This is a genomic window from Microbacterium sp. SCPM-O-B-15248 (M128), from assembly GCF_058214835.1.
The window spans coordinates 442414-456767 of sequence record NZ_JBYQLI010000003.1 but is presented as its reverse complement, the minus strand read 5'-3'; the positions used below and the strand labels follow the sequence as shown (position 1 = coordinate 456767).

Annotated in this window: 14 protein-coding genes; 6 read left to right on the top strand and 8 right to left on the bottom strand. The window is 70.8% G+C overall.

From position 1 onward, the window contains the following. Positions 1 to 139: 139 nt before the first annotated feature. A complete protein-coding gene (locus tag AC3E6M_RS07490; protein WP_490529484.1) occupies positions 140 to 2566 on the top strand; it encodes an ATP-dependent DNA ligase in 2427 nt (808 codons plus the stop codon). Positions 2567 to 2569: 3 nt separating this feature from the next. Here AC3E6M_RS07490 and AC3E6M_RS07485 read toward each other — a convergent pair whose 3' ends face one another. The 5 genes from AC3E6M_RS07485 to murI form a co-directional block, all read right to left on the bottom strand. Beyond that, positions 2570 to 3487, bottom strand: coding sequence for a cation diffusion facilitator family transporter (locus AC3E6M_RS07485; protein ID WP_138175119.1), 918 nt, complete (start codon positions 3485 to 3487; stop codon positions 2570 to 2572). Positions 3488 to 3572: 85 nt separating this feature from the next. After that, positions 3573 to 4382, bottom strand: coding sequence for a glycosyltransferase family 2 protein (locus AC3E6M_RS07480; RefSeq protein WP_252370967.1), 810 nt, complete (start codon positions 4380 to 4382; stop codon positions 3573 to 3575). A 26-nt stretch (positions 4383 to 4408) separates the two neighbouring features. Then, positions 4409 to 5005: an RdgB/HAM1 family non-canonical purine NTP pyrophosphatase gene (rdgB, locus tag AC3E6M_RS07475; RefSeq protein ID WP_490529483.1), complete on the bottom strand. Its 597-nt coding sequence runs from the start codon at positions 5003 to 5005 to the stop codon at positions 4409 to 4411. A 1-nt stretch (position 5006) separates the two neighbouring features. Next, positions 5007 to 5738, bottom strand: coding sequence for a ribonuclease PH (gene rph / locus AC3E6M_RS07470; protein ID WP_138175125.1), 732 nt, complete (start codon positions 5736 to 5738; stop codon positions 5007 to 5009). A gap of 33 nt (positions 5739 to 5771) precedes the next feature. Further along, positions 5772 to 6590, bottom strand: coding sequence for a glutamate racemase (murI, locus tag AC3E6M_RS07465; protein WP_490529482.1), 819 nt, complete (start codon positions 6588 to 6590; stop codon positions 5772 to 5774). Between the two features lie 57 nt (positions 6591 to 6647). Between murI and AC3E6M_RS07460 the strand changes: the two genes are divergently transcribed. Next, entirely contained in the window at positions 6648 to 7970 is a 1323-nt protein-coding gene (locus AC3E6M_RS07460) for a nicotinate phosphoribosyltransferase (protein WP_490529481.1), read from the top strand. A gap of 163 nt (positions 7971 to 8133) precedes the next feature. Further along, positions 8134 to 8637 (top strand): hypothetical protein, encoded by a 504-nt coding sequence (locus AC3E6M_RS07455; RefSeq protein ID WP_138175131.1) that lies wholly within the window; start codon positions 8134 to 8136, stop codon positions 8635 to 8637. Positions 8638 to 8649: 12 nt separating this feature from the next. Here AC3E6M_RS07455 and AC3E6M_RS07450 read toward each other — a convergent pair whose 3' ends face one another. From AC3E6M_RS07450 to AC3E6M_RS07440, 3 genes are read right to left on the bottom strand one after another with little or no spacing between them, the layout of a single operon-like run. Beyond that, positions 8650 to 8916, bottom strand: a complete 267-nt coding sequence (locus AC3E6M_RS07450) for a DUF3039 domain-containing protein (protein WP_076490174.1) — start codon at positions 8914 to 8916, stop codon at positions 8650 to 8652. Positions 8917 to 8964: 48 nt separating this feature from the next. Continuing rightward, positions 8965 to 10491, bottom strand: coding sequence for a hypothetical protein (locus AC3E6M_RS07445; RefSeq protein ID WP_490529480.1), 1527 nt, complete (start codon positions 10489 to 10491; stop codon positions 8965 to 8967). An 11-nt stretch (positions 10492 to 10502) separates the two neighbouring features. Continuing rightward, a complete protein-coding gene (locus tag AC3E6M_RS07440) occupies positions 10503 to 11888 on the bottom strand; it encodes an ABC transporter ATP-binding protein (RefSeq protein ID WP_490529479.1) in 1386 nt (461 codons plus the stop codon). 46 nt (positions 11889 to 11934) lie between these two features. On the opposite strand from AC3E6M_RS07440, the gene AC3E6M_RS07435 reads away from it, so the two are divergent. The 3 genes from AC3E6M_RS07435 (at position 11935) to AC3E6M_RS07425 (ending at position 14286) form a co-directional block, all read left to right on the top strand. Continuing rightward, on the top strand, positions 11935 to 12426 hold the full coding sequence (locus AC3E6M_RS07435; RefSeq protein WP_490529478.1) for a hypothetical protein: 492 nt from the start codon (positions 11935 to 11937) through the stop codon (positions 12424 to 12426). A 181-nt stretch (positions 12427 to 12607) separates the two neighbouring features. Continuing rightward, positions 12608 to 13300: a phosphocholine cytidylyltransferase family protein gene (locus tag AC3E6M_RS07430; RefSeq protein WP_138177733.1), complete on the top strand. Its 693-nt coding sequence runs from the start codon at positions 12608 to 12610 to the stop codon at positions 13298 to 13300. A 56-nt stretch (positions 13301 to 13356) separates the two neighbouring features. Next, positions 13357 to 14286 carry a hypothetical protein gene (locus AC3E6M_RS07425; RefSeq protein ID WP_138177735.1) on the top strand — a complete coding sequence of 310 codons (930 nt, stop codon included), beginning with the start codon at positions 13357 to 13359 and terminating at the stop codon, positions 14284 to 14286. Positions 14287 to 14354: the final 68 nt, after the last annotated feature.

The following is a 14354-nucleotide window of genomic DNA, read 5'->3' as shown; positions in this document are numbered from 1 at the left end:
GGCCCGGATGCCGAGAGGTTGCGCCCGAGATGCTGCACAACTCCTGCACGAAGCCGCAGGCCGGGCGGCGCCGGCACCTCCGGGCACTCCCTGCAGGAGTTGTGCGCCCCCTCGGAGCACCGCCGCTTACGCTGGGGCGATGACCGAGCAGACGGTGCGCATCGAGGGCCGCCGGCTGCGCCTGTCGAACCTCGACAAAGTGCTCTATCCCGAGACGGGGACCACCAAGGGCGAGGTCATCGACTACTACAGCCGTATCGCCCCGAGACTTCTCCCGCACGTGCGCGCCCGTCCCGTGACCCGCAAGCGCTGGCCCGACGGGGTGGGGACCGCGGCCGCTCCCGGGGAACCGTTCTTCGCGAAGGCGCTCGAACCGGGTGCTCCGGCGTGGGTGCCGCGGCATCCGATCGACCACTCCTCGGGGGCGAAGGACTACCCGCTCGTAGAGGACGTGCCGACCCTGGTCTACCTCGCGCAAGTCGCGAGCCTCGAGCTGCACGTGCCGCAGTGGCGGTTCGACGCCGCAGGGACTCGGCTGAACCCGGACCGGCTCGTCCTCGACCTCGACCCCGGTCCGGGCGTCGGGCTTCTCGAATGCGCCGAGGTCGCGCGATGGGCGCGATCGATCCTGCGCGACATGGGCCTGGACCCGATGCCCGTCACGAGCGGCAGCAAGGGCATCCACCTGTACGCCCACCTCGACGGCCGGCAGACCAGCGACACCGTGAGCGCCGTAGCGAAAGAGCTCGCCCGGTCGATCGAAGCCGACCACCCGGACCTCGTGGTCAGCCAGATGGCCAAGGCCGTGCGGCCGGGCAAGGTGTTCATCGATTGGAGCCAGAACAACGGCTCCAAGACGACGATCGCCCCGTACTCGCTCCGCGGTCGCGCCGAGCCCACCGTCGCCGCTCCGCGCACGTGGGACGAGCTCGACGATCCGGGGCTCCGCCACCTGCTCTTCCACGAGGTGCTCGAGCGCGCCGACGACCCGCTCGCCCGCATCGATCCCCTCGACGGGCCCCTGCGCGCGTACATCGCCAAGCGCACGGCGGGACGCACGCCCGAACCGGTACCGGCGGCAGCGCACCCCGCCACCGGCGACGAGGGTCTGCCACGGTTCGTCATCCAGGAGCACCACGCCTCGCGCCTGCACTGGGACCTGCGACTCGAGCGCGACGGGGTGCTCGTCAGTTGGGCCGTCCCCAAGGGCGTGCCGGCCACCTCGGAGCGGAACAGCCTGGCTGTCATGACCGAGGACCACCCGATGCAGTACCTCGATTTCGCGGGCGAGATCCCTCGAGGACAGTACGGCGCCGGCACCATGACCGTCTGGGACACCGGTCGGTACGAGCTCGAGAAGTGGCGCGACGACGAGGTCATCGCCACCCTCGAGGGCCGCCCGGACGGTCCTCTCGGGCGTGTCCGCCTGGCCCTGATCCGCACCGAGGGCGCGGGCGAGAAATCTCAGTGGCTCCTGCACCGGATGAAGACGGATGCCGACGGCCGGCCCCAGGCCGACGGTGCGGTCGTGATCCCCCGCGACGATCCGTCACCCGCTCCGCCGCGGGAGCTCGACGCGTCCGCCGCGCCCGTCGCGGCCGACCTCCGCCCGATGCTCGCGACCGCTGTGACGGACGGTCTGGCGCGGGCCGCGGCCCGTCGCTGGGGCCGGGAGTGGGTCGAGATGAAGTGGGACGGCATTCGGGGAACCGGGCTGTGGGACGGCGAACGCCTCCGGTTGCGCTCCCGCAACGGCAACGACCTCACGGACGCGTACCCCGAGTTGACCGCCGTCGACCTCGGGCTCGGACCCACCCCCGCGATCGTCGACGGCGAGATCGTCGCGGTGGACTCTGCCGGGCGACCGAGTTTTCCCCTGCTGCAGAAGCGGATGAATCTCACCCGGCCCGCCGAGATCGCCCGTGAGGCCGCTCGAACCCCCGTACACCTGTACCTCTTCGACGTCCTCGAAGCGGGCGGTCGCGACGTCACCGATCTGCCGCTCGCAGAGCGCCGCGACATCCTCGAAGACCTCGCCCGCACGGCCACGCCCGCCGTCGTCGTGCCGCCGGTGTTCGACGACATCGAAGCCGCGCTGACGACGAGCGGACGGTTCGGCCTCGAGGGCATCGTCGTCAAGGACCCCGGCTCCCCCTACCGGGGCGGCGAGCGGTCCGACCGGTGGCTGAAGATCAAGCACTCCCGCACCCAGGAGGTCGTCATCGGCGGCATCCGACCCGGGAAGGGCAACCGATCGGGAACGATCGGCTCGCTCCTGGTGGGGGTGCCCTCCCCCGACGGTCTGCGCTACGCCGGGCGCGTGGGCTCGGGATTCGGAGAGCGGACCCTCGCTGCCCTGTCCGATCTCCTCGAACCGCTCCGCACCGACACCGACCCCTTCGTGGGCGTTCCGGCCGCGGACGCGAGTGACGCGCTGTGGGTGCGCCCCGACCTCGTGGGCGAAGTGGAGTTCGCGGAGTTCACCCCCGGCGGCATCCTGCGCCAGGCGCGGTGGCGGGGTCTGCGCCCCGACAAGGACCCGGGCGACGTCGTGCGCGAAGACTGAGTCCTACGCGTGCTGCGCGTCGTGCTCGACGTGACCGGCGGGTTCGATCTGGAACGTGGAGTGCTCCACGTCGAAGTGGTCGGCGAGGCACTCCTGGAGGGACGCGAGGATGCGGGCGGCGCGACCGTCCGCGAGAGCCTGCTCCTCGACGACGACATGGGCGCTGAACACCGGGGCACCGCGGGTGAGCTGCCACACGTGCACGTCATGCACGTCCACGACGCCCTCGGCCTGACGCAGGTGCTGCCGGATCTCGGCCACCTGCACGCCCGTGGGCGCCGACTCGGTCAGGACCACCACGACCTCGCGCAGCAGACCGATCGCCCGCGGCACGATGAGCACGGCGATGAACAGCGAGGCGATGGCATCCGCTTGCACGAACCCGGTCGTCACGATCACGACCGCCGCGACGATGACAGCAGCCGATCCGATGAGGTCGCCGAGGACCTCGAGATAGGCACCCCGCACGTTGATACTGGTCTTCTGCGCACGCCCGAGCAGCCACATCGACACCGCGTTGGCCAGCAGGCCCACGACGGCGACGACGAGCATGAGCCCGCCCTGGACCTCGGCATCCGCCGGCGCGAGCAGACGCTGCACGGCTTCGAACGCGACACCCAGGCTGAGCACGATCAGCACGATCGCGTTCACGAGCGCCCCGAGCACCTCGGCGCGCTGGTAGCCGTACGTGCGCCGATCGTCGGCCGGTCGCGCGGCGATCGCCGTCGCGATGAGCGCGACGACCAGGGCCGCGGCGTCGGTGAACATGTGGGCGGCGTCCGCCAGCAGGGCAAGAGAGCCGGTGAGGATCGCGCCCACGACCTGCACGACCATGACCGTCGCCGTCAACCCGAGGGCGACGCCGAGCAGACGACGGTGGCTTGCGTCGCGGATACCGCCGGCGGGCGCGTGATCGTGCATGGATCCAGGCTACGTGCGGCCCCGCTCCGGCGCGTGTTTTCGCGGAACTCGGGAATGAGAGCGGATATCGCTCTCGCTCCCGGCCTCAGCGTCGGAGGCCCGCCAACTGGCGCTGGATGGCCCGGTGCGTGTGCAGAGCGGGATACACGCCGAGGAAGACCGCCATCGGTGCGCGAAGCCGCAGATCCCGGATGCCGTGCGAGGAATACGTGTTCTCGAACCGCTCGACGTACTTGCGGAAGTCGCGTGGTCGGTCGTCCACCCGACGCGCCGACATCCCGGCGACCACGCCGGAGTCGTAGCCGATCCGGCATCCCGCCCACGCGAGGTGGATCGCGATGTCGAGGTCTTCGTGCATCACGTCGGCCACGTCGTCGCAGAGATGCGGGCGCACCCGTCGCCAGGCTTCCGCGCGGACGGCCATGTTGCTGCCGAAGAGGAAGACGAAGTCGCCGGCGAGACGCACCTGCAACCGGCGCAAATGATCGTCGATCTGGTGCCCGACCGAACGCAGCGGCAGGTCGTAGTACTCCATCGGTCCCGACACGGCGTCGGTTGCCGGGTCGGCGAACACCCGGGTCACCTGGGCGACCCAGTCCGGCTTCAGCGTCGTATCGGCGTCGATCCGCCCCAGGACGTCGCCGATCGCGACATCCATCCCCGCGTTCCGCGTCGGGATGAGACCCTGCCGGTCGTCCTGGCGGACCAGACGGATGCCGGCACCGGGATTGTCGGCGATGATCGCCGCCACGATCTCGCGCGTGGCATCCGTCGACCTGTTGTCGACGACGATCACCTCGGCCGGCCGCACCGTCTGGGCCAGGACCGCCTCCAGGCACCGCCCGATCACCGCCTCCTCGTTGAAGGCGGGAACGATGATCGACACGGATGGCACGCGATCCACCTCCTGTGTCTAACAGATCAGAGTGTCTGCAAGAGGGGCACCAGGTTGCGGAATGCGCGCGCCCGGTGAGAATGCGCGTTCTTCTCCTCCGCCGACCACTCGCCGACGGTGCGCTCTCCCCCGACGGTCTGGCCGTCGGGGACGAAGATCGGGTCGTACCCGAAACCACCCGGGCCGGCCGGCGCGGTCGCCAGGCGTCCCGGCCAGCGTCCCTCGACGGTGGACTCGGTGCCGTCGGGACGAACGAGCGCGATCACCGAGACGAACTGCGCCGTGCGGTGCGGATCGGCGACGTCCGACAGCTGGTCCAGCAGAAGGTGCAGGTTCGCCCCGGCATCCTTCTGGTGACCGGCCCAGTACGCCGAGAACACTCCCGGCGAACCGCCCAGGACGTCGACGGCGACACCCGAGTCGTCGGCGAGGGACGGGAGCCCCGTGTGTGCGGCAGCGGCACGGGCCTTGATGAGGGCGTTCGCGGCGAAGGTCACACCGTCTTCGACGGGCTCGGGGCCGTCGTAACCGATCACCTCGAGATCCGGGCGCGTGGCCGCCACGATCGCCTGGAACTCCTCGACCTTGTGCGGGTTGTGCGTCGCGAGCACGATGCGGGCCATGTCAGCCTTCGAGCGCTGCGGTCTGCAGGTCGCGCAGCTGCGCGCAGCCGTTCACGCCGAGTTCGAGCAGCCGGTCGAGCTCGGCCTTGTCGAAGGGCGCGCCCTCGGCCGTGCCCTGCACCTCGACGAAGAGGCCGCGACCGGTGACGACGACGTTCATGTCGGTCTCGGCCCGGACGTCCTCGACGTACGCGAGGTCGAGCAGCGGCGTGCCGTCGACGATGCCGACCGAGACCGCCGACACCGAGTCGAAGAGCACCTCGGAGCGCTGCGCGATGAACTTCTTCTCGCGTCCCCACGCGATGGCATCCGCGAGGGCGACGTACGCCCCCGTGATCGCCGCGGTGCGGGTGCCACCGTCGGCCTGCAGGACGTCGCAGTCGATCACGATCGTGTTCTCGCCCAGCGCCTTGGTGTCGACGACCGCGCGCAGCGCCCGGCCGATCAGACGCGAGATCTCATGGGTGCGACCGCCGACCTTGCCCTTGATGCTCTCGCGGTCGTTGCGGCTGTTCGTGGCGCGCGGGAGCATCGCGTACTCCGCCGTGACCCAGCCCTTGCCCTTGCCGGTGAGCCAGCGGGGGACGCCGTTGGTGAACGAGGCGGTGCACAGCACCTTCGTGCCGCCGAACGTGATGAGCGCCGAACCTTCGGCGTGGGCCGACCAGCCGCGCTCGATCGTGACGGGACGCAGGTCGTCGACGGCGCGGCCGTCCTTGCGGGTGTCGGTCATGGGTCCTCCTGGGAACGGGATGGATGCCGCGGCTCAGCGCGGCAGGTCGATGGCGCCGGTCTGCACGAGCTGCACCTCGCGCACCTCGCGGCCCATGAGTCGGTGCGCCAGGCGCAGGAAATCGTCGGCCGAATCGCCGGTGGCCTCGTAGCGGTGCGCGGGGACGGCATCCGGTCCCGCGAGCAGGTCCTGAGAGACCAACTGGCGGTAGACGTCCTTCGCGGTCTCGCTGTCGCTGGAGACCAGGCTCACCTCGGGGCCCATCACGTAGCTGATGGCGCCCTCGAGGAACGGGTAGTGCGTGCACCCCAGAACAAGCGTGTCGACCTCCGCGTGGCGCAGCGGCGCGAGGTACTCCTCGGCGACGGCGAGCACTTCGGGGGAATCGGTGATGCCCGCCTCCACGAACTCCACGAAGCGCGGGCAGGCCTGCGCGAACACGGTCAGCCGCTCGTTCACCTCGAGCATGTCCTGGTACGCGCGGGAGCCGATGGTGCCGACCGTTCCGATGACGCCGATCCTGCCGTTCCGCGTCGTGGACATGGCGGTGCGGACGGCGGGACCGATGACCTCGACGACCGGCACGTCGTAGCGTTCCCGGGCGTCGCGGAGCACCGCGGCCGAGGCGGTGTTGCATGCGATGACGAGCATCTTCACGCCCTGGTCGACGAGAGTGTCGAGCACTTCGAGCGAATAGCGGCGGACCTCGGCGATGGGCCGAGGGCCGTAGGGCGAGCGGGCGGTGTCGCCGATGTAGAGGATCGACTCCCGCGGCAACTGCGCCGAGACCGCGCGGGCGACGGTGAGACCACCGACTCCCGAGTCGAAGATGCCGATCGGCGCGTCGTTCATAGGCGTCCAGCCTACCCGGCGGGCCGGCGGCCACCCGGTCCGCAATAGGCTGGCGCCATGACGCGCAGCACGGCCCTGCACACCGACCGCTACGAACTCACGATGCTCGATGCGGGCCTCCGCGATGGCACCGCGCATCGCCGCTGCGTGTTCGAGGTGTTCGGCCGACGCTTGTCCGGCGGGCGGAGGTTCGGCGTCGTGGCGGGCACGGGACGACTCCTCGACGCCATCCGTGACTTCCGCTTCGGCGACGAGGAGCTGCGGTTCCTGCGCGACAACCGGATCGTGGATGCCACGACCCTCGACTTCCTCGCCGACTACCGCTTCACGGGCTCGATCACCGGCTACCGCGAGGGCGAGATCTACTTCCCCGGCTCGCCGCTGCTCACCATCGAGGGCACGTTCGCCGAAGCCGTCATCCTCGAGACCCTGGCTCTCAGCGTCCTCAACGTCGACTCGGCCGTCGCCACGGCCGCAGCGCGGATGAGCGTCGCCGCGGGCGACCGGCCCCTGGCGGAGATGGGCTCGCGACGAGCCGGCGAGGAGTCGGCCGTGGCTGCCGCCCGTGCCGCGTACATCGCCGGATTCTCCGCGACCAGCAACCTCGAGGCGGGGCGCCGATGGGGCGTGCCGACCATGGGGACCGCGGCGCACGCGTGGACACTGCTGCACGACAGCGAAGAGGACGCCTTCCGTTCGCAGATCGAGGCCCTCGGCACGGGCACGACCCTGTTGATCGACACGTACGACATCGCCGAGGGCGTGCGCACGGCGGTGCGGGTCGCCGGAACCTCGCTCGGCGGGGTCCGCATCGATTCGGGGGATCTCCCGATCGTCGCCGGTGAGGTGCGGACGCTTCTCGACGACCTCGGCGCCCGCGACACGCGCATCACCGTCACGAGCGACCTCGACGAGTTCGCCATCGCTGCCCTCGCCGCTTCGCCCGTCGACAGCTACGGCGTCGGAACGTCCGTCGTGACCGGGTCGGGCACCCCGACCGCCGGTCTGGTCTTCAAGCTCGTCGCGCGCGCGGCGACCGACGGGTCCTGGGTGCCCGTGGCCAAGGCCTCGGCTCAGAAGGCGTCCCACGGCGGACGCAAAGCCGCGTTCCGCACCCTCGACGACGGCACCGCCACGTCCGAATTGATCGTGGTGAGCGACGGGTTCGAGGACCTCTCGACGGCGGCCGAACACCCGGACGCGCGAGCCCTGCAGGTACCGCTCATGGTCGCCGGAGAGGCGGATGCCGCGGCGCTCGGTCCCGAGGGCGTCGTCGCCGCTCGCGCCCACCACGCCCGCGTGCGCGCAGAGCTCCCGGTCCGTGCGCTCGCGTTGAGCCGGTCGGACCCGGCCTTGCCCACGGAATACGTCGAGGCCTGACGCGCCGGGCGCGGGCTGCGGGTGAAAGCGTCGCCGTGGCGGGCGAGGATCAGCCGCGGGAACCCGTAGGAGGCTCGCACCTTCCTTAGCGTGGGAACCTCGCCGGGTCGAGGCCGTGCCGCGCGCCGGCTCCCCGAGCGTGCCGCACCGAACGGAGAGCCCCATGACCGACGATGCCCCGTCGACACCGCGATCAGCGCCCACGCGTCGCGCCATCCTGACGACCGCGGCGTGGGTCGTTCCCCTCGTCGCCGCCACCTCGGTGCCCGCGTCGGCGCAGTCCGGGGGCAGCGTCCCGGTGTCGAAGCTGCGCATCAACCCCGGATACACGGTGCAGAACGCCTCGAAGTACGACCCCGCCACCGGAACGAACCGCGGCCCGCTCGTGGTCTACGTGTGCGCGAACTACGACCAGGACATCACGTGGTGGCCGAACCCGGACCCGAGCGTCGCGGTGCTGCCGTACACCGTGCAGGTCACGGGCCCGCTGGGATCGTCGACGCTCAGCGGCGCCCTCACGATCACGATCGGCGGCTACGCACAAGACCTGCGGTGGTACCCGGGCGAGAACGACTTCCCGGTGCCGGCCGGCACCTACACGTTCACGCTGGCTCTGTACGGAAGCGACGGGTCGACGTCGTCGACGACGTCGATCACCATCGCGTGAGCGCCGCGCGGATCAGGTGTTGAGCGACTCGTAGATCTCTTTGCACTGCGGGCACACGGGGAACTTCTCGGGATCACGACCCGGGGTCCACTTCTTGCCGCACAGCGCTCGCACCGGCTTGCCCGTCAGTGCGGATTCGAGGATCTTGTCCTTCTTGACGTAGTGCGAGAACCGCTCGTGATCGCCCGGCTCGATGTTCTCCTCGCGGATGAGCTCTTCGAGCTCACGATCCAGGGTCGCAAGACCCCCGCTGTCCGGACGGTCGAGAGGCGTACTCATGATGAGTCAGTGTAGACGCGGACGGTCCGGCGGGGGTGGATCCGGCCGTCAGGTCGCCTCGGCGAACTCCATCAGCCGGGTGCCGCGGCGTTCGAACTGCGCGGCCCCGATCGCGATCCCCGCGATCAGGACGACCCCGCCGGCCGCCAGCCCTGCCCAGAGCGCCAGGAACGCGTCCGCGGTGTCGGAGGCGACCGCTTGCCAGGCGAACCAGAGCGCGGGGGCTGCGGCGACGAGAGCCCCCGCCATCACGAGGCCTTGGGCCAGGACCCCGCCGGACCCCGTGCGCTGCGGCTGCTGGAACGGGCTGTCGCCCGGCCGCGAGACGGCGTAGGGGGCGACGACGGAGGAGATGCTGGACAGCCCGAGCCCCGACAGGAACAGGGCGGCACACACGCCGACGAGCGCCGGAGCGAATGCCCACCGTCCGTGGACCGCGATCGCGAGCGGGATCGCCACGGCCAGGAGAGGAAGGGCGATGAGCACGACCGGGACGAGCCGCCCGAGTCGATCCGGAAGACCGCGCACCCCGCTGGCGATGTGCATCCACAGCGCCGTCGAGTCGTACGCGAGGTCGTTGTGCGGCAGCCAGCCGAGGAACAGCGCGATGATCGGCGCGGGCAGCAGCACCGCGAGCTCGATCGGGACGCCGGCGACGATCAGCGGAAGGGTCGATAAGACCGCGGCGATCGGCACGACGACGACGTTCACGACGTAGCGACGATCGCGCAGCCAGTACGAGAGACTGCGCGCCGCGACGGCTCCTCCGGGGGTGCCCGGCAGGAGCGCGAACCATCCGAGGCCCGCGCGCTCGCGCACCGTGACCGGACGCGGTGTGGTGGTCAGCAGGATGCGGACGAGCGCGAACCACGCCGCCGCGAGCAGGGCGACGGTCGCCAGCGCCACGACGACGCTGCCGATCGCCGCACCGGTGCTCGGCGCCAAAGCGATGCTCCATGCGGCGCCCACGGGCGTCCAGGCGAGCACCTCGGCGGCGGACACCAACTGTGTCGGCACGGCGTCCCGCCACTCGAGAGACCCGAAGAAGATGCCGACCGGCACGACCACCACGAGGACGGCGACGAGGTAGACGCCGATGAGCTCACGCGATTGGCGCGGCCGGCGCACGAGGGCCCCGAGCGCCATGCTCACCCGCGCAAGGAGGACGCACGTGACGATCCCGAGCACGATCGAGGCCACGCTCGCCACGACGGACGCGCCCTGCGCTGTCCACGCCACCGCGAGGCTCACGGCGAGGACGAGGACGACCAGCACCGGCACGCTGAGCAGCCCCGCCAGCAACAGCGAGGCCGCGAGGGGACGCGGCTCTGCGCCGACGACGGCGAAGCGCCGCGGATCGAGCGGATCGACGGATGCCGTCACCGGCGGGGCGATCGCGAAACCGAGCGTGACCGCGGAACCGGCGAGCACGGTCACCACCGCCGTCGTCAGCCGGTTCGCGTCGGCGAGAGCGACGACGTTGATGACGGCGAAGACCGTTCCCGCGACCAGCACGAACAGCCCGACCGCACGACGGAGAACGTGATCCCGGTCGCCCCGGAGGGCGCCGAGCATCATCGCGAGTCTTAGGCGGAGAACGTGTGCAACCACTCGAGCCCCTCCACGTCGCCGAGGCCACCCGCGAGCTCGAGGAAACGTTCCTCGAGCGTCGAGCCACCGCGCACCTCGTCGATCGTGCCCTCGGCGAGGACCTGACCGGACACGATCACCGCGACGCGCGAACACACTCGCTCCACGAGTTCCATGCCGTGGCTGGAGAGGATCACCGTTCCGCCGTGGTCAACGTAGGCGCGCAGGATGTCGAGGATCACCGCGCTCGACACCGGGTCCACCGCCTCGAAGGGTTCGTCGAGGACGAGCAGGCGCGGCGAGTGGATCATGGCCCCCGCGAGCATCACCTTCTTGGTCATTCCCGCCGAGTAGTCGGACACCGGACGCCCGAGGGCCTCGACGAGGTCGAAGGCGCGAGCCAGATCCGCTGCGCGGCTTTCGACGACCGGTGCGGGCAGCCCTCGCAAGGCGCCGTAGTACGACAACAGCTGGCGGCCTGTCAGACGATCGAAGGTGCGCAGACGATCGGGCAGGACGCCGATGAGCTTCTTGGCCGCGCGGGACTGGCGTGCCGCGTCGATCCCGTTGATCTCGACCGTGCCGCCGTCGGAGCGCAGGAGTCCCGCGATGATGGAGAGGGTCGTGGTCTTCCCGGCGCCGTTGGGGCCGACGAGCCCGTAGAACGAGCCGGCGGGAACGGTCAGATCGATTCCATCGACCGCGCGCACCTCCCCGAACGTCTTCGTCACGCTGCGCAACCGCAGTGCCGGGACGTCGGCGTCGGCATCGGGCGCCTCGACGGCAACGGCCGACGATGCCGTGTCGGATCGGTCGTCGGAGACCTCGGGCTCAGCGATCACCGACTCCTCGGCCGCCGGCTCTTCGACGACCGGCTCATCGAGCGGTGCATCCGCCGGCGCCGCGTCCTGACTGATCGTCGAGTCGGAGTCATCCGTCTCGCGCAACCCGAAACCGATGCTCCCGGCACCCGGCTCGGCAGCGAGCTCGTCAGACACCTCGGCCGCCGAATCCTCAGACACCGGCTCGACCGCCGGCTCCGCGGCCACGGGCTCGGGCTCGGAGACCGCCGCTTCGTCGGGCGCGGACTCGGAGGCCACCGCTCCGTCCGTCGCAGCGTCAGCGCCGACCAACGGTGCATCGGCGACCGGCTCCGCGGCCACCGGCTCGTCGGACTCGGTCATCGATTCCGTCGGGGCCACGGAATCGCCGGAGTCGGTCGTCGGTTCCGCGACCACCGGCTCCTCGACGGCCACATCAGCGGGGGTGGGATCGGCGGCGACGGGGGCGGACACCGCGCCGAGCTGCACGACCGACGGAAGCGGCGGGCGCGGCGGGACGACCAGATCGTCGGGAAGCGGGGGCGGAGGACCCGGGACCACCGGCGGGGTCTCGACGCCGGCCGGCTTCGCCGCGGGGGTGCGGGGCGTGGCGGGCTTCTTCGCCGCGAGGGTGCGGGGCGTCGCCGGCTTCTTCGCCGCGGGGGTGCGCGGCGTCGCGGGCTTCTTCGCCGCCGCGGCCCGTGGCGCTGCCGGCTTCTTCTCGCCCGTCGTGCGCGGTGTCGCGGGTTTCTTGGCGGCGGTGGAGCGCGGCGCGGCAGGTTTCTTCTCTGCGGCCGCCCCGGGTGCGGCGGGCTTCTTCGCCGCCGTCGGCCGAGGGCTGCGCGGCGAGGACGTCGTGGAGGCACTGCGCGGAGACGACGCGCCACGTGGGGCCGATTTCGGTGTCGTCGGCGTGTCGTCGCCCTCGGACTCGTCCGCGACGGCCGCGGCAGAAGACGCGGGTCGACGCGGGGCGCGGGGCTTGCTGACGCGCGGCTTCGCCGTGGGAGCGGCGTCGACGCTCGCCGCGTCGTCCTCCGACGAAGCGGGGGCGGACTCGGGGGGCTGCGGCAGCGACGCTGTCATCACTACAAACTAGCAACCCGCTCCGACACGAACCCTGGGGCGGGCCCAGGGAACGAGATTCGACGTCATCACGAAACCACAACGACCAGAGCGAATAATGCACCTTCTCAGGCCGTCTGGCTAGCATGAATTCGACACGAAGGCGTGACTTTCCGGTGAACCGGAAATGACAACTCATCCCCCAGGAGCCTGCCTTGACCCTTCAGATCGTCATCCTCGCCGCGGGCATGGGCTCGCGACTCGGTCGCAGTCTGCCCAAACCTCTCACCGTTCTGGCCGACGGCCGGAGCATCATGCAGCAACAGCACGACAACGTCCACGCCGCGTTCGGACGCGACGCACGCATCACGACCGTGGTCGGCTACCGTGCCGAGACCGTCGTCGACGCCTTCCCCCGGGTCGACTACGTCTACAACGACCGCTACGACCAGACCAACACGTCCAAGAGCCTCCTGCGCGCGCTCGGCGCAACGGGGCGCGGCGGCGTGCTGTGGATGAACGGCGACGTCGTCTTCGACCCCCGGGTCCTCGGGCGCGCGGTCGAACTCATCGATGCCGACCGGTCGTTCGTCACCGTCAACACCGCCAAGGTGAGCGACGAAGAGGTCAAGTACACCGTCGATGCCGAGGGCTTCGTGAAAGACCTCTCGAAGGTGGTCACCGGCGGCCTCGGTGAGGCCGTGGGCATCAACTACGTCTCGTCCCGCGACAAGAAGACCCTCCAGCGTCACCTCCAGCGCGTCGACGACCAGGATTACTTCGAGCGCGGCATCGAGCTCGCGATCGCGACCGAGGGCATGCGCGTGGAGCCGCTCGACATCTCCGATCTGTACGCCGTCGAGGTCGACTTCGCGGAAGACCTCGAGCGCGCGAACCTGTTCGTCTGATTCGCGGCGCGAGTCAAGACCCCGCCGATCCGTACCGCGCGGGGCAGGATGTTCCCATGGCCGAGAAGGTGCACCGCATTCATTCCCTGCCCGACGACGCGCCCTGGAAGGGCGGGCTGCCGCCGGAGGGATCCGATGAGCATCCGCGCACGATCCGGATGCTCGACCGTGTGCTGGCGGTACAGCGCCCCGCGGTCCTCGCTCACTTGCGCAGCATCCGACTCCGGCATCCGGATGCCTCCACGCAGCAGATCCTCCGGATCCTCGAGCGGCGCTATCTCGCTGCGGTCACGACCGGTGGCGCCGCCGTGGGCGCGACCGCGGTCGTCCCCGGCATCGGCACGGGCGTCACTCTCGCGTTGAGCGGGGTCGAGACCGTCGGGTTCCTCGAGGCGACGGCACTGTTCGCCCAGTCCGTCGCGGAAGTGCACGGGGTGGCCGTCGACGACCCCGACCGCGCCCGAGCGCTCGTGCTGACCCTGATGCTCGGCAAGGAAGGGATCGACCTCGTCTCGCAGCTGGCCTCCCAGGCCGCCGGGCGCGGCGGCAGCCGTTCCACCTATTGGGGAGAGTTGGTCACCAAGACACTGCCGCGTGCGGCGGTCGGCCCGCTCGTGGACCGGCTGAAGACCACGTTCGCCCGACAGTTCGCCGCCCGCGGAGGTGCGTCCTGGCTCGGCAAGGCACTCCCCTTCGGTGTCGGTGCCGTGGTCGGCGGGGCCGGGAACAACATCCTCGGCCGACGCGTCCTGGTCAATTCGCGCCGCGCCTTCGGTGCGCCCCCGCTGATCCTGCCGCGCGACATCGAACCGCGCCCCGGAGCGGAGCGACTCGAGCGTCGCGCCGCCGGCGGAGTCCAGCGCGTGGGCGGGGCGATCGCCGGAGCGGTCGGGTCGGCGACCCGACGCACGGGGTCCGTGGCGCGAAAGGCACTCCCCCGGCGCAAGGAGCAGCCCGACGACGACACGTCGACCGAGGCATCCTGACCGCCCTTCTCATCGACTCCGTCCGGACGCAAGACCTGGGCGCAAGCGCGCGGATGGCGTTAGCCTCG